The sequence below is a fragment of the Lentzea flaviverrucosa genome (assembly GCF_003350445.1).
GTDB lineage: Bacteria > Actinomycetota > Actinomycetes > Mycobacteriales > Pseudonocardiaceae > Lentzea > Lentzea californiensis.
The window spans coordinates 137,539-159,295 of record NZ_QQAU01000012.1; the positions used below are offsets into that span (position 1 = coordinate 137,539).

Consider the following 21,757-nt stretch of genomic DNA (forward strand, 5'->3'; position numbering starts at 1 on the left):
GAAGGTCCACCACCACTGTCACACCACTAGAGCAATGCGATGTGCCCGTGCGAAGAGGCACCGCCGTGCTCGTTGTTGCCCGCGTACGAGGCCGTGAAGCCTTGCAGCAGCGTGGAGAGACCGACCAGCAGCGACACCTGCGCGTCACAGGTGGCCTTGCCGGACGAGTTGGTCGTCGCGGTGCAGAGCGGGTTGCCCTTCACCGTGCGGAAGACGACCTGCTGGCCGGCGACCGGCGCCCCGGTGTGCTTGTCGGTCAGCGTCGCGTCGAGCGAGCGGACCGTGAAACCGAGGAGCCGCAACTGCAGCTGGGCGGACCCGCCCACGAGCTTCGACGTGGCGGGCGGCACGAAGTTGATCGCGATGCCCACCGGGCGCTGGCCCACGGCGATGGTGCTGGTGACCGCGTTGGACGCCGTGTCGATGATCGACACCGAGTTGCTGTTGAAGTTCGTGACGTAGGCGCTCGCACCGTCGGGCGTGAGGGCCACGCTGATCGGGCGGTCGCCGACGAAGATCTTCTGCAGTTCGGTCATCGTCGTGAGGTCCACGACGGACACCGAGTCGAACTCGCTGTTCGTCACGTACGCGCGGGTTCCGTTCGGCGTCAGCGCGATGCCGTGCGGCGTGAAGCCGACGGACGCGGTGCCGACGACGGTGCGCGAGGCGACGTCGATGGCGGAGACGCTGTCCGAACCCTTGTTGACCACGTACATCCGCTTGCCGTCCGCCGAGGCCGCGATGGCGGTCGCCGCGTTGCCGACGCCGATCGAGGCGACGACGGTGTTGGACGTCGTGTCGATGACCGAGACCTTGCCCGGCCCCGGGAGGTCGTGCGTGACGTAGACGGCCGAACCGTCCTTCGTGACGACGACACCGTCGGCGTTCGAGCCGACCGCGACGGTCGCGGTGACCGTCAGCGTGGCCGTGTCGACCACGGACACCGTGCCGCCCAGGTAGTTGGTGACGTAGACGAAGCCGCCACCGGGGGCGACCGCGACGCCCGCGGGCTGGGTCCCGACGGGAATGGACTTGTCGACCGTGTTGGTCGGCGTGTCGATGACCGTCAGCGTGTTCTGCACGGAGTTCGTGACGTAGCCGCGAGTTCCGTCGAACGCGACCGCCGCCATGTACGGCGAACTGCCGCCGCCGTCGGCGATCGTCGTGGACACCGCGTTCGTGGCCGTGTCGATCACCGACACCCCGCCGCCGTTGTTGGCGACGTACCCCAGGACCCGGCCGGCGGGTGCCGCCTGGGCCGGGGTCACCACCAGTGCCGAGGTGACGGCAACCGCCATCACCAGTGGACGCAACCGCATTTCAATGCCTCCTGCGAGTCATCCCGACCCTTCAGGACATCGCGACCGGACGAGCGGACGTTAGCCGTTTCTCGAACCAGTGGTCGGAGTACTCGGCTGCGTTGTACGGAGCAATCTCCGCGTAGCCGTGCTTGGCGTAGAGACTCCTCGCCTCCACGAGATCTTCGCGGGTGTCGAGCCGCAACGTCGTGATGCCGCGCGCCTTCGCCTCGGCCTCCATCGCGGCTAGCAACGCCGACGCGGCGCCCTGCCCGCGGAACGGCGCGCGGACGAACATCCGGGTCAGCTCACCGACACCGTTGTCGAGGAAGCGCATGCCCAGACAGCCGACATCGTTGCCATCGCGCGACACGACGAGGAACACCGGCACGTCGTGGTCCTGCTCGTCGCGTTCGTACGCGTCGATCTCGGCGTCGTTCGTCGGCCGGCCCCAGTAGCGGCTGATCATCTCCGCGTTGTACTCGCGGGTGAGCGGCGACTGCGCGGCGGCGGTGGCCGTCACGGTCCAGTTGGTCATGGGACCATCATCGAAAGGCCGTCCACTGTGATTCAGGTCACTGCAACACCGGTGCCGCGAGAAGCCAACTGGGGGCGTGATGTTCGCGGAGCTGTTCGACGAGCACGCCCACCCGTTGCACCGATATCTGGCGCGGCGGGTGGGCACCGACGTGGCCGACGACCTCGTCAGCGAGACCTTCCTGGCCGCCATGCGCGGCGAGGAGGGCTACGACCCGGAGAAGGGCAGTGTGGTCGGCTGGCTCTACGGCATCGCCACGAACCTGTTGCGCGGGCACGCCAAGCGCGAGACCCGCCTGCTGCGCACCTCCGAGCGGTACGGCGTCGACCTCGGTGTCGCCGAGTCGCTGGAGCACACGGTCGTCACCCGCATCGACTCCCGCGCGCACCTGCGCCGGATCGCCCGCGAGCTGGCCCGGATGTCCCAGACCGACCGCGACCTGGTGCTGCTCGTGTCGCTGGCCGGTCTGAGCGTGCAGGAGACCGCGGAGGCCCTCGACCTCAACCCCGGCACCGCCCGGTCCCGTCTGCACCGCCTGCGCGCGAAGCTGAAGGAAGTGGAACATGCGTGACGTGCTGGACGACGACCTCGCCGAGCTGTACCCGGTGCGGGCGAGCGACGACGTGCGGCTGGCCCGGTTGCGCGAGCAGCTGTTCGCCGAGAAGCCGCGGTCCCGCTCACGACGGTGGGTGGGCGTCGCGGCGGCGGCCGTGGCGGTGGTGATGATCACCGGGCTCGTGGTGCTGCTGCGGCCGGTCTCGCGGGACGCGCCCGCGACGCTGCCGGTGAAGCCCGCGGCCTCGTTGCAGGAGGCCGCCACGATGCTGGAGGTGGCGCAGCGGCCGGCGGCGAAGTACCAGCGCATCACCTACCGCATCTGGCAGGTGATGGGAGTGGGCGACCCGTACGCGTCCTCGGCGATCGAGTTCGAGTACGTCGTGTGGCTGCCCACCGCCGGCGACGAGATGGTCGTGATCTACCGCAGGCCGACCGGCGGCCAGCGGCCGGTCGTGGGTGCGCGCCGCCCCGTCGAGGACTTCACCAACCACTCCCGCAACCCTTCACTGTGGGAGTCGTTCTGCGCCAGCACCCCGTGCAAGGAGGAGACCGCCGGACAGCCGCTGAGCACCGAGCCGGGGCGAAGGCTGGAGGACGCCACGGCCGCGATGCTCTCACCGTTCACCACGAACGAGGAGAAGGCCGCGCTGTACCGCAGGATCGCCGAGTCCCCCCAGGTCCACTGGGACAACGGGAAGGTGACGGCCGACGGCGGCACCAGGCTGTTCACCATCGACCCGGCGACCGGCCAGGTCACCGGCATGGAGGAGCGCGGGTCGAAAGACCCGCGGATCCCGGCGGACACGGTGACGACCTCGGTCACCATCACCCACGAGTGGACCGATCAGCGGCCGTCGTAGCTCCGCGGCAGGTACCAGGCCAGGGCGGCGCGCAGCTCGGCGACGTCGCGCTCGCGCCGCCTCCTGGTGCGCTCGTGGGCGATCGGGAACACCCGCACACCGCCGTGGTGCGCGCCGAAGAAGCGGCGTGGTGCCGGGTCCTTCAGCCAGACGACGACCCACGGCCGTTTCTTGTGCGGCACGACGCGCACCCGTGCGAGCTCGTACCACCAGTACTGGTGGAACTTGCCGTTGCGCGTCGTGGCGATGCCCTCGCGGCTGATCTCGATCACGACCTTGCGGCGCGCGGCGGCGCTGAAGTACCGCACGGCGCGCACGATGAGCACGCAGAACGCGGCCAGCGCCAGCAGCTGCGTGGCGCCGTTCGCCTGCGCGGCCGGGTCGGCGATCGCGGCGGCGAGCAGGGCCACGGCGAGGTTCAGGCCGCCCCACGCCATCGGCACGAACCGCGACGTCGAGAACGTCGCGGCGGCCGGCGTCATCGGGGCGGGCATCTTGCTCGTCGGCGCCTTCGGCGTCACGACCTGGGACAGCAGGCGCGTCACCTCGGCCGGTTCCGGGCGCTTGGCCGGGTCGCGGTGCATGCACTTCTGCACCAGCGGCCGCAGCGGCTTGGGCACGCCGTCGATGTCCGGTTCGCCGTGGGCGGCCTTGTAGAGCAGCGTCGCGGTCGGGCCCTCGCCGAACGGGCCCCTGCCCGTCGCCGCGTAGACCAGCACGGCACCGAGGGCGAAGACGTCGCTCGGGGACGCGACGTCCTGGCCGGTGATCTGCTCGGGCGAGAGGAAGCCGGGCGTGCCGAAGACCATGCCGGTCTCCGTCAGCGCCGTGTGCTCCATCGCGCGCGAGATGCCGAAGTCGATGACGCGAGGGCCGTCGGCTCCGAGGAGCACGTTGGACGGCTTGAGGTCGCGGTGGACCAGGCCTGCCCGGTGAATGGCGGTGAGCGCCTCGGCCAGACCTTCGGCGAGGCGTCTCAAATGGTGCTCCGGCAACGGACCGTGCCGTTCGATGGCCTCCTGGAGCGTCGGGCCGGGCACGTACTCCGTGGCCATCCACGGGCGGGGCGCGCGCGTGTCGGCGTCCACGACCGCCGCCGTGCCGGCGCTGCCGACCGCGCGGGCCATCTGCACCTCGCGGCGGAACCGCTCGCGAAAACGCGGGTCGTCGGCCAGCTCGGCGCGCGCGACCTTGACCGCGACCTGGCGTCCGTCGCTGCCTTGTCCCAGGTAGACCGTTCCCATGGCACCACGGCCAAGCCTGCCCAAGAGCAGGTAGTCCCCGATGCGCTGTGGTTGGTCCACCTTCACCGGATCGAGGGTAGCGGGAACTCGGGCTGAAACCTCACATCTGAGTAGATCTACGTATCGTTGTCACCCATGGGTCGGACCCGCTTGTACCGCAACGGCGAACTCGTGGACAGGGACTTTCCCGTCGCGGAGGTGGCCGGGCGTCTCGAAGATCACTCCGCTGTCGTGTGGTTCGACCTCTGCGCGCCGTCCGAAGACGAGATAGGTCTGCTGCGCGACGAACTGGGGTTGCACGCGCTCGCGATCGAGGACGCGTTCTCCGAACGGCAGCGCCCGAAGGTCGACCGCTATCCCACCCACCTGTTCCTTTCCGTGTACTCGGTCCGGTACGAGAAGCACGAGATCAAGACGTGCGAGGTCGACGTGTTCGTGGCGCGGAATGCGCTCGTGACGGTGCGCGAAAGTGAGGACTACGCCCTGGAGGGCCTCGAGCGGCGGTGGGACAGCGCGCCGCAGTTGGCCTCGTCGGGCGTCGGGTTCCTGCTGCACGGGCTGCTCGACGACGTCGCGGACAGCCACTACGCAGCCGCGCAGGCCCTCGACGACGACATCGAGGCGCTGGAAGACCGCATCTACGACGAGAAGCCGCACGTCGGACGCAAGGCGTTGCAGCTCAGGCGCGCCCTGGTGCAGCTCAGGCGTGTCGCGCTGCCGATGCGCGAGGTGCTGGGGTCGCTGTTGCACCGCGAGCACGACCTCGTGGACGACGTGATGATGCCGTACTACCTGGACGTGAAGGACCACACGCTGTTCACGGCCGAGCTGACCGAGTCGATGCGGGAGCTGATCACGAACCTGCGCGAGGCCGAGGTCGCCGTGCAGGGCAACCGGCTCAACTCGATCATGAAGAAGGTCACCAGCTGGGCCGCGATCATCGCGGTGCCGACGGCGATCTCGGGCTACTACGGCATGAACGTCCCGTACCCCGGCTTCGAGCAGAAGTGGGGCGTCTGGGTCGCCACGCTGGGTATCTTCGGCCTCTCCTACTTCCTGTACCTGATGTTCAAGCGCCGCGATTGGTTGTGAGCCACCTGTGAAGATCCACCTGACCCGCCGCGACGAGCTCGCGATCATCACGATCGACGCGCCGCCGCTCAACCTCTACTCCCTCGACCTCGACGCGGAGTTCCACGAGGCCCTGGACGAGCTGGGAGACGCGCGGGCGTTGCTGGTCAACGCCTCGGGCCGGGTCGTGTCGGGCGGCGTGGACGTGTCACTGTTCGCCGCGCAGGAGTACCGCGAGGAGGCACAGCAGCTGTTCGACCGCATGCTCCTGCTGCCGCAGCGCCTCGCCGCGCTGCCGATCCCGACCGTCTTCGCCGCGCACGCGCTGTGCCTGACCTGGGCTTTCGAGCTGGCGGTGGCGTGCGACCTGATCCTGGCCGCGTCGTCGGCGCGCTTCGGGCTGGTCGAGAAGGTGGTGGGCCTGACGCCGACGATGGGCGGTACGCAGCGGCTGGCGGCACGGGCGGGCGTGGGTCGCGCGAAGGAGTTCGTGATGACCGGCGACCTTTACGACGCGGCGACCCTCGAACGCTGGAACGTCGTCAACCGGGTGTTTCCGGACGAGGGTTTCGCGCTCGCGGCAGAACAGTTCGCCCTCTCGCTCGCGACCGGTCCGACGCAGGCGCACTTCGCGACCAAACAGGTGCTCGCGCATTTCGAGAACGGTGGTGTCCCGGAGGCAGACGCCCACGTCACGACGATCGCGTCGGCGTTGTTCGAGACCGAGGACCTGCCACGCGCTGTGCACAGCTTCCTCACGGACGGTCCCGGCCGCGCGTCTTTCATCGGTCGCTGATCTCACACATCAAAAATTCATATGGCTCGGTGATAAAACCGTGATCTACCTGCTCAAGCGGAGCGACCATTCCCTTCCAGGCGGAAGATGATGTTGCGCCACAAGGAGATCCGCTTGACTCCACCCGTCGTGCCGTGCAGTGTGCTGACCGTTCAACGGCCCCGTACGAAACTCCGTCGCGCGAGTTCTGTACACATTCCGCAACGGCCGACGACACAATTAGCGAGTTCACGGTCCCCCGTCGTGAACACGCGTGGAGGTAGAACCAGCCGTGAGACTGAGATTGGCCGTACTGCTGACCGGTGGTGTCATCGTGCTGGCCGCCTGCTCCCCGACCAAGGCGGCCCAACCGACACCCGTGGCGGACAGCAGCACCAGCGCCACCTCGACCAGCGCCCCCAGCAGTTCCTCCGCCGCCCCGAGCAGCTCGGCGGCACCCAGCTCGACCACGAAGTCCGCCACCAACGGCCCGGTGAAGCCCCCGGCCAACAGCCCCGCCCCCTCCGGTGCCCCCGGCTGGAAGCTCACCCAGGGCAACACCGGCCTCGCCGCGCACGGCCTGAACTGCGACTCCCTGCCGCTCTACACCGGACCCGGCGCCCCCGCCGCCGGCACCGTGATCTCCGGCAAGCGCATCGAGCAGGCACTGACGCTGTTCGCGGGCAACATCACCGTCGAGAAGTCCTGCATCCGCCCCACCAGGCTCGGTGAGACCGCACCGCTGATCACGACGAACGGCCCGTGCGGCAGCAACTCCTGCCAGGTGACGGGCGCCCCCGTCACCATCCGCGACTCGAACATCGACGGCTCGGCCCTCCCGGCCAAGACCATCGCGGGCTCCTGCGCGTTCCTCGGCGTCGGGACCCTGCAGCGCAACTACATCAGCGGCATGGGCTCCGGCATCTGCTTCTTCAACACCGGCAGCTCGCTGAGCGGCCTCGCCGAGGGCAACTACGTCCGCGGCCTGCGCTCGGACGGCGAGTCGCACAACGACGGCGCCACGGTCCGCGACTTCCCGCTCGACAAGAACGCGGGCCGCACCCTGACGTTCCGCAACAACCGCATCGACTGTTCCACCGGCAACGACACCGGTGCCCTGTTCATCCAGACCTACGGCGGCGACATCGACAACGTCACCGTCGAGGGCAACCTGCTGGAGGGCGGCGGCTACCAGCTCGGCCTGGAGTCGGGCTTCGACAACGTCTACGGCCGCAACATGAAGGCCGTCAACAACCGCTTCACCGGCACCGGGTGGGGCGCGGCCTACGTGAGCCAGAAGGGCGCCTCGTACAAGTGGGCGGTGTGGCAGGACAACTTCCTGCACGACGCCGCCGCGCCCGACGCCAAGGGCAAGCCCACGGGCACTCCCTAGTCGCCTGTGACCGCCTGCGCCGCCGAGCCCCCGCCGGCGGCGCAGGCGGTGTGCGGGCTCTGTCAGGCGGTGCCCCCGGAACGGCGCTCGGCCTCGGCGAGGCGCTCCTCGAGGGCCCGGATGCGGTCGTAGAGATCGACCAGGGTCACGCCGTCGGCCACCACGCCGGGGCGCTGCCAGTGCCTGCGAACGAAATCCTCCCGGCTCTCGTTCGGCGACTGCTGGAACGTCGCGAAAGGCGAAGCAGGGGGTGCCGTGTCCGACGTGCGTGTGCCCAGCGCGCCGAACAAGGACTTCTGCAGCTTCATCACGGCGATCCCACCGAGCACGATCACCACGAGAGCGGTGACGGGTATCAGCAAAGCCCAAGCGTCCGACATGAGACCCCCCTGATCCTCGGACAGCGGAGATCGACTCTACCGGCCGCGGCACCCGCTCAGCCGTTGTCGCGCGACTTCAGCCACCGCCCGCTGAGCGAGTCCCAGACCTGACGCGAAGAACGGCTCCAAAGCGGACACCGCCGAAAGCACCAAAGTGGTCAGTCGGACAGATGTGGACTTCCACCTGAACCGCTCTTGCGCGCACGGGCGTACGCGTGCACGCGTTCGACCTGCCCGCGCAGGTGTTGTGTGAGTTCGTGCGGCTTCAGGCCAGACGGCAAGTCGCTCCCCGGCGGGACAATGGTTTCGAGGTAACTTCCCCGCGTGCAGTTCGATGGACCGAGAACCTTGATGGCCGTCCACGCTCACCCCGACGACGAGTCGCGGTCGACCGGAGGAATCCTGGCCCACTACGCCCGCCAGGGCGTGCGGATCGTCCTCGTCACGTGTACGAGCGGCGAGCTGGGCGACATGCCCGGCGGCGTCAAGCCCGGCGAGCTGAACCACCACCCCCAGGCGGTGGCGGCACGGCGCAGGGCGCAGCTCAACGCGGCGTGCGACGTGCTCGGCATCACAGACCTGGAACTGTTGGGATATCACGACTCCGGGGAGACGGGTCAGGTTCCGCCCGGCGCCTTCTGCTCGATCCCCGTCGAGACGGCGGCGGGACGGGTGGCCGCGCTGATCGAACACTTCCGGCCTCAGGTCGTCGTCACGCACGACCACCACAACCCGCACCAGCACCGCGACCACGTCCACGCGGCACGCGTCGCGCAGCACGCGGTCAAGGAGACCGGAATTCCGGCGAAGCTGTACCTGGAAGCGCACGACAGCCTTGCCACGACGACGATCGACACGTCCGCGGTGGCCGACGTGAAGCGCAAGGCGTTGCACTGCTACGAAAGCCAGTCGCTGATCGGGAAGCTGACGGCGCAGCAGCGGTTCGCGGCCGAGTCCTACATCCGCGCGATCGACACCACGAACGCGCCGTTGCCCGAGACCGACCTCTTCGCCGGCATCACGCACCACGGGCCGGATCTGCCTCGGTGGTGAGCGAAGGGCGTCCGCCGTGAACGGCGAACGCCCCTGCTGAGCTGGTCTGTCTCAAGTGGACTAGGCGGCGACACCGTCCGCGGATCGCTCGCCCGCGCCTCTCACCGGACGAAATCGTCAGACACCGCCTAGCGGCGACCCAGCGACGTGCAGGTCAGGCCCGCGCGGCGGATGACGTCCGGGTCCAGGATGTTGCGGGTGTCGACGACCACGGGCTGCCGCACGGTCTCGGCCAGGCGCGCCCAGTCGAGCGAGCGGAACTCCGGCCACTCGGTCAGCACCACGAGGGCGTCGACGTCCTTGGCCGCCTGGTACGGATCGTCCACAACGGACACCGGGCCGAGGTCCGTGCCGCCGGTGAGTGCCGGGTCGTAGCCGACGAGCTCCGCGCCCGCCTGCTTCAGCAGCGCGGCCACGGCCAGGGCCGGGGAGTCGCGCAGGTCGTCCGTGCCGGCCTTGAACGTCAGGCCCAGCAGGCCCAGGCGCACGTGGGACAGCGAGCCGCCGCGCTTGCCGGTGACGGCCAGGCGGACCTTCTCGACCATCCGCTGGCGCTGGCGCTCGTTGGTGTCGATCGTGGCGCGCAGCAGGCGGAACTCGAAGTCGGCGGCGTCCGCGACCTGGAGCATCGCGTGCGTGTCCTTGGGCAGGCACGAGCCGCCCCAGCCGGGGCCGGGGTTCAGGAACGCCTGGCCGATGCGCTTGTCGTAGCCCATGCCCTCGGTGACGTCGGTGATGTTCGCGCCGAGGCGCTCGCACAGTTCCGCGACCGCGTTGACGTACGAGAGCTTCATCGCGAGGAAGCAGTTCGCCGCGTACTTGACCATCTCGGCCGAGGCCGCGTCGGTCAGGACCGTGGGCGCGCCGAGGCGTGCGTACAGGGCGGCCACGCGCTCGGCCGCGTCCTGCTGGTCGCAGCCGACGACGATGCGGTCCGGGTTCAGGAAGTCGTGCACGGCCGAGCCCTCGCGCAGGAACTCGGGGTTCGAGACGACGGCGACGTCGTCGCGGCGCAGCAGTTCGGCGGTGCGGATCGAGGTGCCGACCGGCACGGTCGACTTGTTGACGATCACGGTGCCGGACGGCAGCAGGTCGCGCGTCTCGTCCACAACGGACTCGACGGCCGCGAGGTCCGCGATGCCGCCCACGCCCATGGGCGTGGGCACGCACAGGAACACGACCTCGGCGTCGGCCACCGCGGCCGACGCGCCGAGCACGAACGAGAGGCGACCGGAGGCCAGACCCTCGGCGACCAGTTCGGCGAGACGCGGTTCGAGGATGTCGACCTCACCGCGCGAGAGGCGCTCGACCTTGCCCGCGTCGACGTCCGCGCACACCACGCGGTGACCCAGCGAGGCGAGACAGGCACCGGTGGTCAGACCGACGTAGCCGGTGCCGACGACAGCGATCCTTCTGACGAACATCATTCTCCCGTTCGGTTCACGGCGAACGCGCGGAGCGCGGCGTCGTCGCTCACGTCGATCAACTTGTTGCCCCACTGGTCGGTGCCCGCGCCGAGCTCGGGCCTGCCGTCGGGGAACGGGCCGCGCGAGGCGAAACCGGTGAGCCCGTCGAACACCGCCACGTAGTTCTCGGCCTGCGGGCGCCAGTCCAGCTCCGCCTCGCAGCGGCGCCGGCCCTCGAAGCCGAGGCGCGCGCGGCGTTCGGCGTCGTCGAGCAGGTCGAGCAGCGACGTCGTGAACGCCTCGACGTCACCCGGCTCGACGAACACGGCGCACTCGCCGGCGGACACCACGGTCTCCTGCAACCGGTACGTGACGACCGGCAGCGCGTAGGCCATGTACTCCATGGTCTTGTTCATAGTGGACACGTCGTTCAAAGGCGACAACGGATCCGGGCCCAGTCCGACCGACGAGGTCGACAGGTAGCGGCTGATCTGTTCGGGCCCGACACGTCCCGTGAACTCGACGTACGGATCGAGCTTCCAGGCCGTGGCCTGCTTCTTCAGGTCCTCGAGGCAGTCGCCGAAGCCCAGCAGCGCGAACCTGACGTCGGTGCGGCCGTGGTCGAAGACAACTCTCCGTGCGACTTCCAGGACCCCGTCGACGCCGTCCTGGGGTCCCATGATTCCGAGATACGCCACCAGATGTTTGCCGCCGCGTCGGAGCTCGTCCACGCCCTCGACAGGCCGCATCACGGTGGTGTCCGGGCCGGAGCGCACGACGGTGGTGTGCTCGGGCGGCACGTCGCCGCGCGTCCACGCGATCTTCTGGTACGAGGTGTTGGTCGACGTCACCCGGTCGGCCGTGCGGAACGTGCGACGCTCCAGCCACTTCAGGATCCGGTACTGCGCCTTGCCCGCGACACCCTTGGGCTCGCCGAAGCGCGACAGGAAGACCTCGGGGTTGAGGTCGTGGTGGTCGAAGACGAACTTCACGCCACCGAGCCGCCACAGCAGCGCCAGGGCCCAGTACGTGTCCGGCGGGTTGCACGCCTGCATGACGTCGAACCGCCTGCGGGCACGCACCTTCACGCTCAGCAACGCCGTGCGCACCCAGCAGTACAGGAACTCCCACGCATAGCCCAGCGCGCCTTCGGCCTGGGGCGGCGGAGCGTACTTGTAGATGTGCACTCCGTCGAGGAGTTGGTAAGCGGGATCACCCGGACCCTTGGGGCAGATCACCGAAACCTCGTACCCGGCGTTGGTCAGGGCACGGCATTCCAGCCACACCCGGCGGTCCAGCGGTACGGGGAGGTTCTGCACGATGATCAACACGTGAGGCGATGACGTCACGCTCTGGTTCTCGTTTTAGAGGGCAAAACGGTTACACATGGCGCGAATCTCGTAACGGAGGTTGCAAAGCACTCGATGTAGCGCGAAGAGACCCAAATGCGAGGAGCGGTTGTGGAGCGGTCACCTGTCGCGGTGGTCATCGTCACTTACCAGAGCGAACAGGTCATCGCGGGATGCCTGGACTCGTTGCCGGACGACGTGAGGGTGATCGTCGTCGACAACGCCTCGACCGATGGCACTGTGGCGGCCGCCACTCGACCCGGCGTGGAAATTCTGCGCAGTCCGGTCAACGGCGGATACGCCGCCGGAGTGAATTTGGGCGTCAAAGCCGCCGAGGGTCACGACGTCCTGATCCTGAATGCCGACATCCGGTTGCACCCAGGAGCCGTGGAATCACTGCGCGCTGCCGGCAAGCCGATCGTCGTGCCTCGTCTGGTCGACGAGAGCGGCGCGCTCTCCTACTCGCTGCGCCGCAAGCCGTCCGCCACCGGCGCCCTCGCGGAAGCCCTCATCGGCGGCACCAGGGCCGGGCGGATCGGGCTGGGCGAGACCGTCACGGACGCCAAGGCCTACCAGGGGGCGCACGCCGCCCACTGGGCCACGGGCTGCGCGTGGCTGGTCAAGCGCGAGGTCATCGAGAAGCACGGCCTTTTGGACGAACGCTACTTCCTCTATTCGGAGGAAACCGAGTACATGATCCGTGCCGGCGGCGTCTGGTTCGAGCCGCGCGCGGTGGTCACGCACATCGGCGGCGAGGTCTCCACGAACGCGCGGCTGTGGTCGATGCTCACCTCGAACAAGGTCCGCCTGCACCGCGAACTGCACGGGCGGTTCGCCGCGTTCTTCATGTGGCTCGCCATCGTCGTGAACGAAGGGCTTCGCGCGCGTTCGCCGAAGCACCGCACCGCGTTGAAGGGGCTTTTCCGCATGCGCCGCTGGCCGGAGGAAGTGGCCTCCGAGGGCCCCAGCTACCTGTGCTTCTCCGCGCAGGACTGGTGGTACCACAACCGCGCCCACTCGGACTTCCAGCTGCTGCGCCGCGTCGCCAAGCACCGCAAGGTGTTGCTGGTCAACAGCATCGGCCTGCGGATGCCGTCGCCCGGCAAGAGCACGCAGTTCCTGCGCCGGATCTTCCGCAAGGCCATGAGCGTCGCGAAGCTCGTGCGCCGTCCCATCGAGGACACGCCGAACTTCTACGTGATGACGCCCGCTCCCCTGCCGTTCTACGGCAAGCCGTGGCTGCGCAAGCTCAACTCGGTCCTGGTCCGCACCCAGGTGAAGGCGGTCTGCTTCTTCCTGCGGATGGGGACGCCTGTCGTCGTCGCCACGATCCCCACCGCGTGGGACGTCGTGAAGCCCATGAAGACCAAGGGCCTGATCTTCAACCGCTCCGACCGGCACTCGGCGTTCCCCGAGGCCGACCAGGGCACGATCGCCGCGCTGGAGAACCAGCTGCTGTCCAATTCGGACACCGTGCTGTACGTGAGCCGCGCGCTCCAGGACGAGGAATCAGCGCTGACGGGCGACCGCGCGCACTTCCTCGACCACGGCGTGGACGTCGGCCACTTCACCCGCCGCACCGAACTGCCCGCGGACATCGCGTCGATCCCCGGCCCGCGCATCGGGTTCTTCGGCAGCCTCGACGACTACCTGGTGGACTTCGACCTGATCGAGAAGGTCGCGCAGGAGTTCCCCGAGGCGTCGGTCGTGCTGATCGGCGACGCGACCTGCTCGATGGAGCGCTACGAGAAGTACCCCAACGTGCACTGGCTGGACTTCCGGTCCTACGACCAGATCCCCGGCTACGGCTCCGGGTTCGACGTGGCGCTGATGCCGTGGCTGGACAACGACTGGATCAAGCACGCGAACCCGATCAAGATGAAGGAGTACCTGGCCCTGGGCCTGGCCGTCGTGTCGACGGACTTCCCCGAGGTCGAGCGCTACGGCGACGTCATCCGGATCGCCCACGGCGAGGCCGACTTCATCGACCAGATCCGGCTCACGCTCAAGGACGGCGGCCTGAAGACCCCGGCCGAACGCCGCGCGGCCGTGCTGGCCTCGTCGTGGGACTCCCGTGCCCGTGAGCTCATGCAGATCGCCGAAAAGTCCTCTTCCGGGGAGCGCTAGGACATGTGCGGTATCGCAGGCATCAGACGGTTCGACGGCGCCCCCGTCTCGCGTGAGGTCCTCGCCGAGATGGCGAAACGGCTGCACCACCGCGGGCCCGACGACAACGGGTTCTTCTCCGACGGTTCGATCGGCTTCGCGCACACCCGGCTGTCGATCATCGACCTGGCCGGGTCCCCGCAGCCGATGGCGGGCGCGTCCGGCACGACGACGATCGCGTTCAACGGCGAGATCCTGAACTACCGGCAGCTGCGCACCGAGCTGTCCTACCCGTTCCGCACGAACGGCGACACCGAGGTCCTGCTGGCTCTGTACGAACAGCACGGCCCGTCCGCGGTGGCCAAGCTGCGCGGCCAGTTCGCCTACGCGATCCACGACGCCCACACCGGCGAGACGCACCTGTTCCGCGACCGGCTCGGCATCCTGCCGCTGTACTACTACGCGGATTCGAAGATGTTCGCGTTCGCGTCCGAGATCAAGGCGCTGCTGCCCGCGATCGGCGCGGCCGAGGTCGACCACGAGTCGCTGCACGACTACCTGGCGCACCGTTCGGTGCCCGCGCCGCACACGCTGGTCCGAGGCGTGCGGAAGGTGCCGCAGGGCCACCACCTGGTCGTGACGGCCAAGGGCGAGGTGCGGACCGAGGCGTACTGGGAGCTGCCGCGCGAGTCGGAGATCAGGCAGGTCACGCCCGAGGAGGCCGTGCGGCTCGTGGACGAGGCGCTCACCGCGTCCGTGCGCGACGCCCTGGTCGCGGACGTGCCGGTCGGCGCCTACCTGTCCGGCGGCGTCGACTCGTCGCTCATCACGGCGCTGGTGGCGCGGGAACGGGGTGACGCGGAGCTGCACACGTTCTCCGCGGGCTTCGGCGACCCGCGCGTGGACGAGATCCACCACGCCGAGAAGGTCGCCGGGCTCGTCGGCAGCCGGCACCACAACGTCATCGTCACCGCCGACGACTTCCGCGACAGCTGGGCCAAGCTCTCCTGGCACCGCGACGCGCCGCTCTCCGAACCCGCCGACGTGGCCGTGTTCCGGCTGGCCGAGCTGGCCCGCAGGGACGTCAAGGTCGTGCTGTCCGGCGAGGGCAGCGACGAGCTGTTCGGCGGATACCCCAAGTACCGCTTCGCCGCGGCCACCCGGCTCGCCGGCATCGCGCCCTCGTTCGCGTTGAAGCGCCTGGAGAAGGCCCTGCCCGCCTCCAAGGCACGGCTGGGCGTCGCTCTGCGCGCCATCTCCGAACCGTCCTACGCCGAACGCATGCGCGGCTGGTTCGCACCCTTCACGGTGTCCGAACGGGCAGCGCTGCTCGGCGGCCCCGCCACCCGCTCGGTGCTGGCGCCGTACGAGAACGGGCGCGGGGACGCGTTGCGGCGCATGCTCTACGCCGACTCGCACACCTGGCTCGCCGACAACCTCCTCGAGCGCGGCGACCGCATGTCGATGGCCGCCTCGCTGGAGCTCCGCCCGCCGTTCCTCGACCACCGCGTGGCTGAGCTGGCGTTCTCGCTGCCCAGCAACGTGAAGGTCCGCGGCGGCACGACCAAGTGGGTCGTGAAGGAGGTGGCGCGCAAGCACCTGCCGGCCGACATCGTCGACCGGCCGAAGTCCGGCTTCAAGGTGCCGCTCGACGCCTGGTTCCGCGACGGCCTGCGCGACATGGCCTACGACCTGCTGACCGGGCCCACGTCGTTCGTGGGCAAGACCTTCGACCGCACGGCAGTGCGTTCACTGCTCGACGACCACGACTCGGGTGACCGCAACGAGCAGCCGCGCATCTGGACGCTGCTGTCTCTAGAGGTGTGGCACCAAACGCTCAGCTGGTAGGACGGTCCATGAACAGGGATTTCCTCTCCGGGGCAGGTGGGTGACCGATGTACGTCGCCTCCTCCCGCCCGTCCAAGACCGACTTCCGCAAGCGGTTGCCGGGCACGGTCTTCGCGCTCGGCACGGTCAGCCTGCTGACCGACATCTCCGCGGAGATGATCACCGCGTTCCTTCCGGTGTACCTGCTGTTCACGCTGAACCTGGGCTACGCGCAGTTCGGCCTGCTGGACGGCATCTACACAGGCGCCACGGCGGTGCTGCGCCTGGTCGGCGGCAGCGTCTCCGACAGGTTCCGCAAACCCAAGGCCGTCGCGGCCGCGGGCTACGGGCTGTCGGCCGCGACCAAGGTGTTCTTCCCGCTGGTCGGCGCCTCGCCGTTCGGCATCGGCGCGCTGATGGCGGCGGACCGGGCGGGCAAGGGCATCCGGACCGCTCCCCGTGACGCGATGATCTCCCTGGCCACGCCGGAAGACCGGCTCGGTGCGGCGTTCGGCGTGCACCGGAGCATGGACACGTTCGGTGCGCTGCTGGGCCCGCTCATCACGTTCCTGCTGCTCTTCCAGATCGGGACGGTGCCGGGGCCGATCTTCGCGGTGTCGGCGGCGTTCGCGGTCATCGGGTTGATCGTGCTCATCGCGTTCGTGCGGGACACGCCGACCGACAAGAAGCCGAAGGGGCCGCGGCCGTCGTTCCGGGCCGGGCTGAACCTGCTCACCGACAGGCAGTTCCGCCGGACGACCATCTCCGCCGGGATGCTGGGCCTCGCGACCGTGTCGGACGCCTTCGTCTACGTGCTGGTGCAGAAGGCGACGAACATCCCGCTCGGCTGGTTGCCGCTGCTGCCGCTCGGCACCGCGGTCGTCTTCCTCGTCGCCGCCGCGCCGCTCGGGAAGCTGTCGGACCGGGTGGGGCGCTGGCGGATGTTCCTCTCCGGCCACGCGCTGCTGCTCGGCGTGTACGCGCTGCTGTTCATCCCCGAGGGCGGCATGGGGGTCGCGATCGCGGCGCTGCTGCTGCACGGCCTGTTCTACGCGGCGACGGACGGCGTGCTGTCGGCCAAGGTGAGCGAGACGGCACCGGAGTCGTTGCGCGCCTCCGGCCTGAGCGTCGTGCAGACCGGGCAGGCGCTGGGCCGTTTGGTCTCGTCTGTCGCCTTTGGACTGCTGCTGCAGTTCTCGAGCTTCGGGACGAGCATCACGGTGGCGCTGGCAGCACTCACCGTGACGCTCGTCCTCGCTTACGGCATCAACCGCGAGCAGCCAGCTTCTGCTTGATCTTCTCGAAGCCGCCCTTGCCGAGGACCTTCATGGCCGCGTTCTTGGCGGCCACCCGCCCGGAGTCGCGCAGGAACCGGACCGGCTGGTCCACCAGACGGTCCTGCGCCACGGCGATCGTGCCCGGTGCGGAGACGTCGTCCAGCGAGTTCCCGAACGCCGTCTTGTAGGGCTCGGGCGAGACGAGCCGGCCGCGTGTGCGGTTCGACACGTTGCCGCCGTGCACGACCTGCAGCCAGCCCGGCGCCCCGCCCAGTTCCACCACGGGGAAGTGGAGGTGCATGTGGTTGTGCCAGTGCGCCCAGCACGTCACCGGCGCGTCCCAGGACTCGCGGACCGAGACGAACGCGTTGTGCCGGTCGACCCGGTGGTAGAGCCCGCCAGGAGACTTGATCAGCCCGTTGACCAGGTAGTACGCCGCCGTGGTCGTGGGCCGGGGAGCCGCGCAGAGCCGTTCCACGAAGTCGGCCGCGAGACCGTCGTCGTTGTCCAGGTTCGTGGTGATCAGCTCGGAACCGGTCTGGGAGAAAAGCGACCGGATGTCCGACCTCAGTTCTTCCCGCGAGACTTCCGGACGGTAAACGGGCGTGTACGCGTCACCGTGTGAGGCGATTCTGTCCTTGAGCCATTGTGGTGATTCGGGGTCGAAATAGATGAGCCAACGCGTCCGTTCGTCCGTCTGCGCGAGCACCGATGGCAGGCAGTAGCGCTCGAACAGCGCAACGCGTTCGGTCAGCCATCCTTCTTTTGCCCGGACGTAACTTTCGGCCCCCTTCGAAGGCAGGTTGAAGCGCGTCAGGATGACGTGGTCGGCCATGACTCCCCTTACTCCGGTCATGGCCTACATCGCCTGACGAGACCAAAACGTTGCGGCGCTAACGAATGCCGGGCGGTACCGATACTCAGGTTGTGCCAACGCTTCCCACAGTGGACGTCGTGATCCCCTGCTACAACTACGCCCACTTCCTACCGGCCTGCGTCCGCAGCGTCCTCGACCAGCCCGGTGTCGACGTGCGGGTGCTTGTGATCGACGACACGTCGTCGGACAACACGCCTGAGGTGATGGCCGAACTGATGGCCGCCGACAAGCGCGTCGAGGGCTACCGGCACGAGGTGAACAAAGGGCACATCGCCACCTACAACGAGGGACTGCTGGACTGGGCGACCGCCGACTACACGGTGCTGCTGTCCGCGGACGACCTGCTGGCGCCGGGAGCGTTGCAACGCGCGGCCGAGGTCTTCGAGCAGAACCCCGAAGTGGGCATGGTCTACGGCCGCGTCGTCTACTACAGCGACCACAACGCGTTGCCGAGGGTCACTCAGCTTCCGGTCAGGTCGAAGGTCTGGCGGGGCGAGGAGTGGATCGAGAACCGCTTCCGCAGCAGTCGCAACGTGATCTCCTCGCCCGAGGTCGTGGTGCGCACCAAGGTCCAGCAGAAGGTCGGCGGCTACCGCTCCGACCTCCCGCACGCCGGCGACCTGGAGATGTGGCTGCGCATCGCGGCCGTGTCCGACATCGGCTACGTCAGCGGCAGGCCCGGCGCGTACTACCGGGTGCACGAGAACTCGATGATGCGCACGACGTTCAAGTCGGTGTTCGCCGACCTGGAACAGCGCCGTGACGTGTTCGACCTGGTGCTGGAGCAGAACCCGAACCTGCCCGCACGGCTCAGGACGCTGGCGCACAAGGCGATCGCCGCCGACGCGCTGTGGCGGGCGGTCCGGCTGCACGACCGCGACCAGCTCGACGGCACCGAGAAGGAGCTCCTCGACTTCGCCCGCGAGACCTACCCGGACCTCGAAGAGCTACCGGAGCATCGCGCTCTGTTGCGACGCCAGAAGTTCAGCCCCTCTTTTCTGAGCCGCACGCAACTCTTCCTCGCGCCACACGCCTACAAGAGGGCGAAGTTGTTCATCGGGACGCAGCGGTGGAAGTGGCGGGGCGAGTGGTGACGACGCAGGAGGACACGGGTCAGCTCGAGGGCAAGGTCTCCTCGGCGATCCGCTGGAGTGCGATCAACTCTCTCCTGCAACGCCTCTCCGCGGTCGGCATCAGCATCCTGCTGGCCCGCCTGATCGCACCCGAGCAGTTCGGTGTGTTCGCGGTCGCCCTGGTCGTGCTCAACATCGTGCTGAGCGTCTCCGAGCTCGGCGTCAGCGCCGCGCTGGTCCGCCACAACGGCCCGATCGACGAGATGGCGCCGACCGTCACGACGCTGTCCCTCGCGTCCGGCAGTCTGCTGGCGTTGATCTGCGTGCTCGGCGCGCCCTGGTTCTCCAACGCCATGGACGCCCCGGAAGCCGCCGGGATCATCCAGCTCATGTCGATCGCCCTGGTCATCGCCGGCGCGACGGCGGTGCCCGGCGCGTTGATGCAGCGCAACTTCCGGCAGGACCACAAGTTCTACGCCGACACCGCCGCGTTCGTCGCGGGCACGGCCGTCGCGGTCGTGCTGGCGCTCATGGGCTTCGGCGCGTGGAGCCTCGCGTGGCAGCGGATCGCGCAGAACCTCTCGGCCGCGGTCATCATGTTCTGGCTCACCAAGGAGAGGTTCCGCCCCGGCTGGAACCGGGTGCAGGCCAAGGAACTGCTCGCGTTCGGACTGCCGCTGGCCGGGTCGAGCCTGCTGGTCCTGGGCGTGATGAACGTCGACTACATCGTCGTCGGCGCGATGCTCGGCACCGTCCCGCTGGGCTTCTACCTGCTGGCGTTCAACCTCGCGAGCTGGCCGGTAGCGGCGTTCAGCGCTCCGGTCCGCAGCGTGTCGCTGGCCGCGTTCTCGAAGGTCCGCGAGGATCCCGAGCTGTTCCAGAGATCGTTCGGACGTGCTCTGGGCCTCCTGGCGCTCGTCACGGTGCCCGCCTGCGTGCTGCTGGCCGCCTTGGCCGAACCGCTCATCCGCGTCGTCTACGGCGAGCGCTGGGCTCCCGCGGCCGCCGCCCTGGCGTTGCTGGTGCTGCTCGGCGCCGTCCGGGTCGCCCTCGAGCTCGGCTACGACTTCCTCGCGTCGGCTGGCCGGTCGCGAGCGATCCTCGTGATCCACGTGGTCTGGATCGGCGCGCTGGTGCCGTTGCTGGCGCTGGGTGCTCACCTCGACGGCATCCGGGGTGTCGCGGCGGCCCACGTGGTCGTGGCGGTGCTGATCATCACGCCCGCGTACCTGATCACCTTCAAACCCTACGGAATCCGCGCCGGAGCGCTCGGCACGCGCCTGCTCCGGCCGTTTCTCGGCGGTGTGCTGATGGTCGCCGTCGTGCTCGTGGTCCGGAACATGATCGACAGCGAGGTGCTGCAGATCCTCGTCGGCGGCGCGCTGTCGTGTCTCGCCTACGCGCTGGTGGTGTTCCCGATGAGACACGAAATCCTTGCGGTGCTGAAGAAGAGGGCCGACGCGTGAGGCGACTGAGGCAGGTCACGAAGATCGTCCGCGAGCAGGGCGCCAAACAGCTCGGCGTCCGGCTGCTGACCGCCGCGACCCGCAGGCTCGGTGCCGAGGGCGAGGAAATGCCCGTGCGGCTCGACGACGTCCGCAAGGCCGACGTCGAGGTGCGCAAGCCCGTGGTGGTCCCGCCGATCCCCGAGGACGGCAGGCTCGTCGTCAACTGGGTCACCACTCCCCCGTCGAAGGGCTCCGGCGGCCACACCACGATGTTCCGGCTCATCCGGCACCTCGAGTCGCTCGGGCACGAGTGCCGGCTCTACCTGTACGACACGTTCGGCAACACGGTCGCCGACCTCGAACCGGGCATCCGCGCCGCATTCCCGTTCTTCAAGGGCTCGATCCACGACGTGACGAACGGCATGGCGGACGCCCACGCGGTGTTCGCGACGGCGTGGATCACCGCGTACCCGGCGTTCAACGACCCCTGCGCGGGCAAGAGGTTCTACCTCGTGCAGGACTACGAGCCGTGGTTCTACCCGTCCGGCGGCCTCTACGCGCTGGCGGAGAACACGTACCGGATGGGCATGCACGGCTTCACCGCCGGCCGGTTCCTCGCCGACAAGGTCCGCGACGAGCACGGCATGCCGGCCGACCACTTCGACTTCGGTTGCGACGCCGACAGGTACCGGCTCGGCGAGGAGGAGCGCGACGGCATCGTCTTCTACGCGCGGCGCAAGGCACCGCGCAGGGCGTTCGAGCTCGGCGTGCTCGCGCTGGAGGTCTTCGCCGAGAAGCACCCCGACCTCAAGATCCACGTCTACGGCGAGAAGATCGGCGACCTCGGGCCGCAGTTCCTCGACCACGGCCTGGTCACGCCGGACGACCTGAACGCCATCTACAACCGCTGCTTCGCCGGGTTGTCACTGTCGATGACCAACGTGTCGCTGGTGCCGCACGAGATGCTCGCGGCCGGATGCGTCCCCGTGGTGAACGATGCGCACTTCAACCGCGTAGTCCTGGACAACGACCACGTCCGGTACGCGGCACCCACCCCGCACTCACTGGCGCGTGCTCTGTCCGAAGTGGTCACATCGCCGGACTTCGGCGCGGTCGCCCGTGCGGCCGCGTCCAGTGTGGAGGGACGTTCTTGGGATGCGGCAGGACATGAGCTGGAGAAGGTGCTTCGCCGCGAACTCTCCACGTGACTCGCGAGAACGTTCT

19 protein-coding genes are annotated in these 21,757 nt (G+C 68.7%); 12 read left to right on the forward strand and 7 right to left on the reverse strand.

Annotation, left to right across the window (positions count from 1 at the left end):
* Positions 1 to 26 precede the first annotated feature (26 nt).
* Together DFR72_RS31625 and DFR72_RS31630 are read right to left on the reverse strand one after the other, a co-directional pair.
* A complete protein-coding gene (locus DFR72_RS31625) occupies positions 27 to 1,319 on the reverse strand; it encodes a YVTN family beta-propeller repeat protein (RefSeq protein ID WP_090068938.1) in 1,293 nt (430 codons plus the stop codon).
* A gap of 31 nt (positions 1,320 to 1,350) precedes the next feature.
* Entirely contained in the window at positions 1,351 to 1,836 is a 486-nt protein-coding gene (locus tag DFR72_RS31630) for a GNAT family N-acetyltransferase (protein WP_090068936.1), read from the reverse strand.
* Positions 1,837 to 1,915: 79 nt separating this feature from the next.
* On the opposite strand from DFR72_RS31630, the gene DFR72_RS31635 reads away from it, so the two are divergent.
* Both DFR72_RS31635 and DFR72_RS31640 read left to right on the forward strand, forming a co-directional pair.
* Entirely contained in the window at positions 1,916 to 2,407 is a 492-nt protein-coding gene (locus DFR72_RS31635) for an RNA polymerase sigma factor (protein WP_090068934.1), read from the forward strand.
* Complete coding sequence (locus DFR72_RS31640; protein WP_090068930.1) at positions 2,400 to 3,254, forward strand: hypothetical protein; 855 nt, start codon at positions 2,400 to 2,402, stop codon at positions 3,252 to 3,254. The genes DFR72_RS31635 and DFR72_RS31640 overlap by 8 nt, the downstream gene beginning before the upstream one ends.
* Here DFR72_RS31640 and DFR72_RS31645 read toward each other — a convergent pair.
* Entirely contained in the window at positions 3,239 to 4,564 is a 1,326-nt protein-coding gene (locus DFR72_RS31645) for a serine/threonine-protein kinase (protein WP_245983686.1), read from the reverse strand. The two genes, DFR72_RS31640 and DFR72_RS31645, sit on opposite strands and share 16 nt — an antisense overlap.
* 69 nt (positions 4,565 to 4,633) lie before the next feature.
* On the opposite strand from DFR72_RS31645, the gene DFR72_RS31650 reads away from it, so the two are divergent.
* The 3 genes from DFR72_RS31650 to DFR72_RS31660 all read left to right on the forward strand — a co-directional run bounded on the left by DFR72_RS31650 (position 4,634) and on the right by DFR72_RS31660 (position 7,737).
* On the forward strand, positions 4,634 to 5,590 hold the full coding sequence (locus DFR72_RS31650; RefSeq protein WP_177224609.1) for a magnesium transporter CorA family protein: 957 nt from the start codon (positions 4,634 to 4,636) through the stop codon (positions 5,588 to 5,590).
* Between the two features lie 7 nt (positions 5,591 to 5,597).
* Positions 5,598 to 6,365: an enoyl-CoA hydratase/isomerase family protein gene (locus DFR72_RS31655; RefSeq protein WP_245983687.1), complete on the forward strand. Its 768-nt coding sequence runs from the start codon at positions 5,598 to 5,600 to the stop codon at positions 6,363 to 6,365.
* 271 nt (positions 6,366 to 6,636) lie between these two features.
* On the forward strand, positions 6,637 to 7,737 hold the full coding sequence (locus tag DFR72_RS31660) for a right-handed parallel beta-helix repeat-containing protein (protein ID WP_170176493.1): 1,101 nt from the start codon (positions 6,637 to 6,639) through the stop codon (positions 7,735 to 7,737).
* A 62-nt stretch (positions 7,738 to 7,799) separates the two neighbouring features.
* Here the strand turns inward: DFR72_RS31660 and DFR72_RS31665 are convergent, their stop codons facing one another.
* Positions 7,800 to 8,117 carry a hypothetical protein gene (locus DFR72_RS31665; protein WP_090068924.1) on the reverse strand — a complete coding sequence of 106 codons (318 nt, stop codon included), beginning with the start codon at positions 8,115 to 8,117 and terminating at the stop codon, positions 7,800 to 7,802.
* Positions 8,118 to 8,468: 351 nt separating this feature from the next.
* Here DFR72_RS31665 and DFR72_RS31670 point away from each other — a divergent pair, with 351 nt between their 5' ends.
* A complete protein-coding gene (locus tag DFR72_RS31670; RefSeq protein WP_090068922.1) occupies positions 8,469 to 9,170 on the forward strand; it encodes a PIG-L deacetylase family protein in 702 nt (233 codons plus the stop codon).
* A gap of 128 nt (positions 9,171 to 9,298) precedes the next feature.
* Here DFR72_RS31670 and DFR72_RS31675 read toward each other — a convergent pair whose 3' ends face one another.
* Together DFR72_RS31675 and DFR72_RS31680 are read right to left on the reverse strand one after the other, a co-directional pair.
* A complete protein-coding gene (locus DFR72_RS31675) occupies positions 9,299 to 10,594 on the reverse strand; it encodes a UDP-glucose dehydrogenase family protein (RefSeq protein ID WP_090069157.1) in 1,296 nt (431 codons plus the stop codon).
* Entirely contained in the window at positions 10,594 to 11,907 is a 1,314-nt protein-coding gene (locus DFR72_RS31680; RefSeq protein WP_245983688.1) for a glycosyltransferase family 4 protein, read from the reverse strand. Before DFR72_RS31680 ends, DFR72_RS31675 begins: the two co-directional genes overlap by 1 nt.
* 129 nt (positions 11,908 to 12,036) lie before the next feature.
* Between DFR72_RS31680 and DFR72_RS31685 the strand changes: the two genes are divergently transcribed.
* From DFR72_RS31685 to DFR72_RS31695, 3 genes are read left to right on the forward strand one after another with little or no spacing between them, the layout of a single operon-like run.
* Positions 12,037 to 14,052, forward strand: coding sequence for a glycosyltransferase (locus DFR72_RS31685; protein WP_245983689.1), 2,016 nt, complete (start codon positions 12,037 to 12,039; stop codon positions 14,050 to 14,052).
* Positions 14,053 to 14,055: 3 nt separating this feature from the next.
* A complete protein-coding gene (gene asnB / locus DFR72_RS31690; protein WP_090068914.1) occupies positions 14,056 to 15,879 on the forward strand; it encodes an asparagine synthase (glutamine-hydrolyzing) in 1,824 nt (607 codons plus the stop codon).
* A gap of 47 nt (positions 15,880 to 15,926) precedes the next feature.
* Entirely contained in the window at positions 15,927 to 17,153 is a 1,227-nt protein-coding gene (locus DFR72_RS31695) for an MFS transporter (protein WP_090068912.1), read from the forward strand.
* Here DFR72_RS31695 and DFR72_RS31700 read toward each other — a convergent pair.
* Positions 17,125 to 17,970 (reverse strand): glycosyltransferase, encoded by an 846-nt coding sequence (locus DFR72_RS31700; RefSeq protein WP_090068910.1) that lies wholly within the window; start codon positions 17,968 to 17,970, stop codon positions 17,125 to 17,127. The two genes, DFR72_RS31695 and DFR72_RS31700, sit on opposite strands and share 29 nt — an antisense overlap.
* Before the next feature lie 110 nt (positions 17,971 to 18,080).
* Between DFR72_RS31700 and DFR72_RS31705 the strand changes: the two genes are divergently transcribed.
* The 3 genes from DFR72_RS31705 to DFR72_RS31715 are packed head-to-tail and all read left to right on the forward strand — an operon-like array spanning position 18,081 to position 21,741.
* A complete protein-coding gene (locus tag DFR72_RS31705; RefSeq protein ID WP_245983690.1) occupies positions 18,081 to 19,106 on the forward strand; it encodes a glycosyltransferase in 1,026 nt (341 codons plus the stop codon).
* Positions 19,103 to 20,551 (forward strand): lipopolysaccharide biosynthesis protein, encoded by a 1,449-nt coding sequence (locus DFR72_RS31710; protein ID WP_090069155.1) that lies wholly within the window; start codon positions 19,103 to 19,105, stop codon positions 20,549 to 20,551. Before DFR72_RS31705 ends, DFR72_RS31710 begins: the two co-directional genes overlap by 4 nt.
* The gene (locus DFR72_RS31715) at positions 20,548 to 21,741 is read left to right on the forward strand and encodes a rhamnosyltransferase WsaF family glycosyltransferase (protein WP_090068906.1); all 1,194 of its coding nucleotides are present in this window, start codon (positions 20,548 to 20,550) and stop codon (positions 21,739 to 21,741) included. The genes DFR72_RS31710 and DFR72_RS31715 overlap by 4 nt, the downstream gene beginning before the upstream one ends.
* Positions 21,742 to 21,757 lie beyond the last annotated feature (16 nt).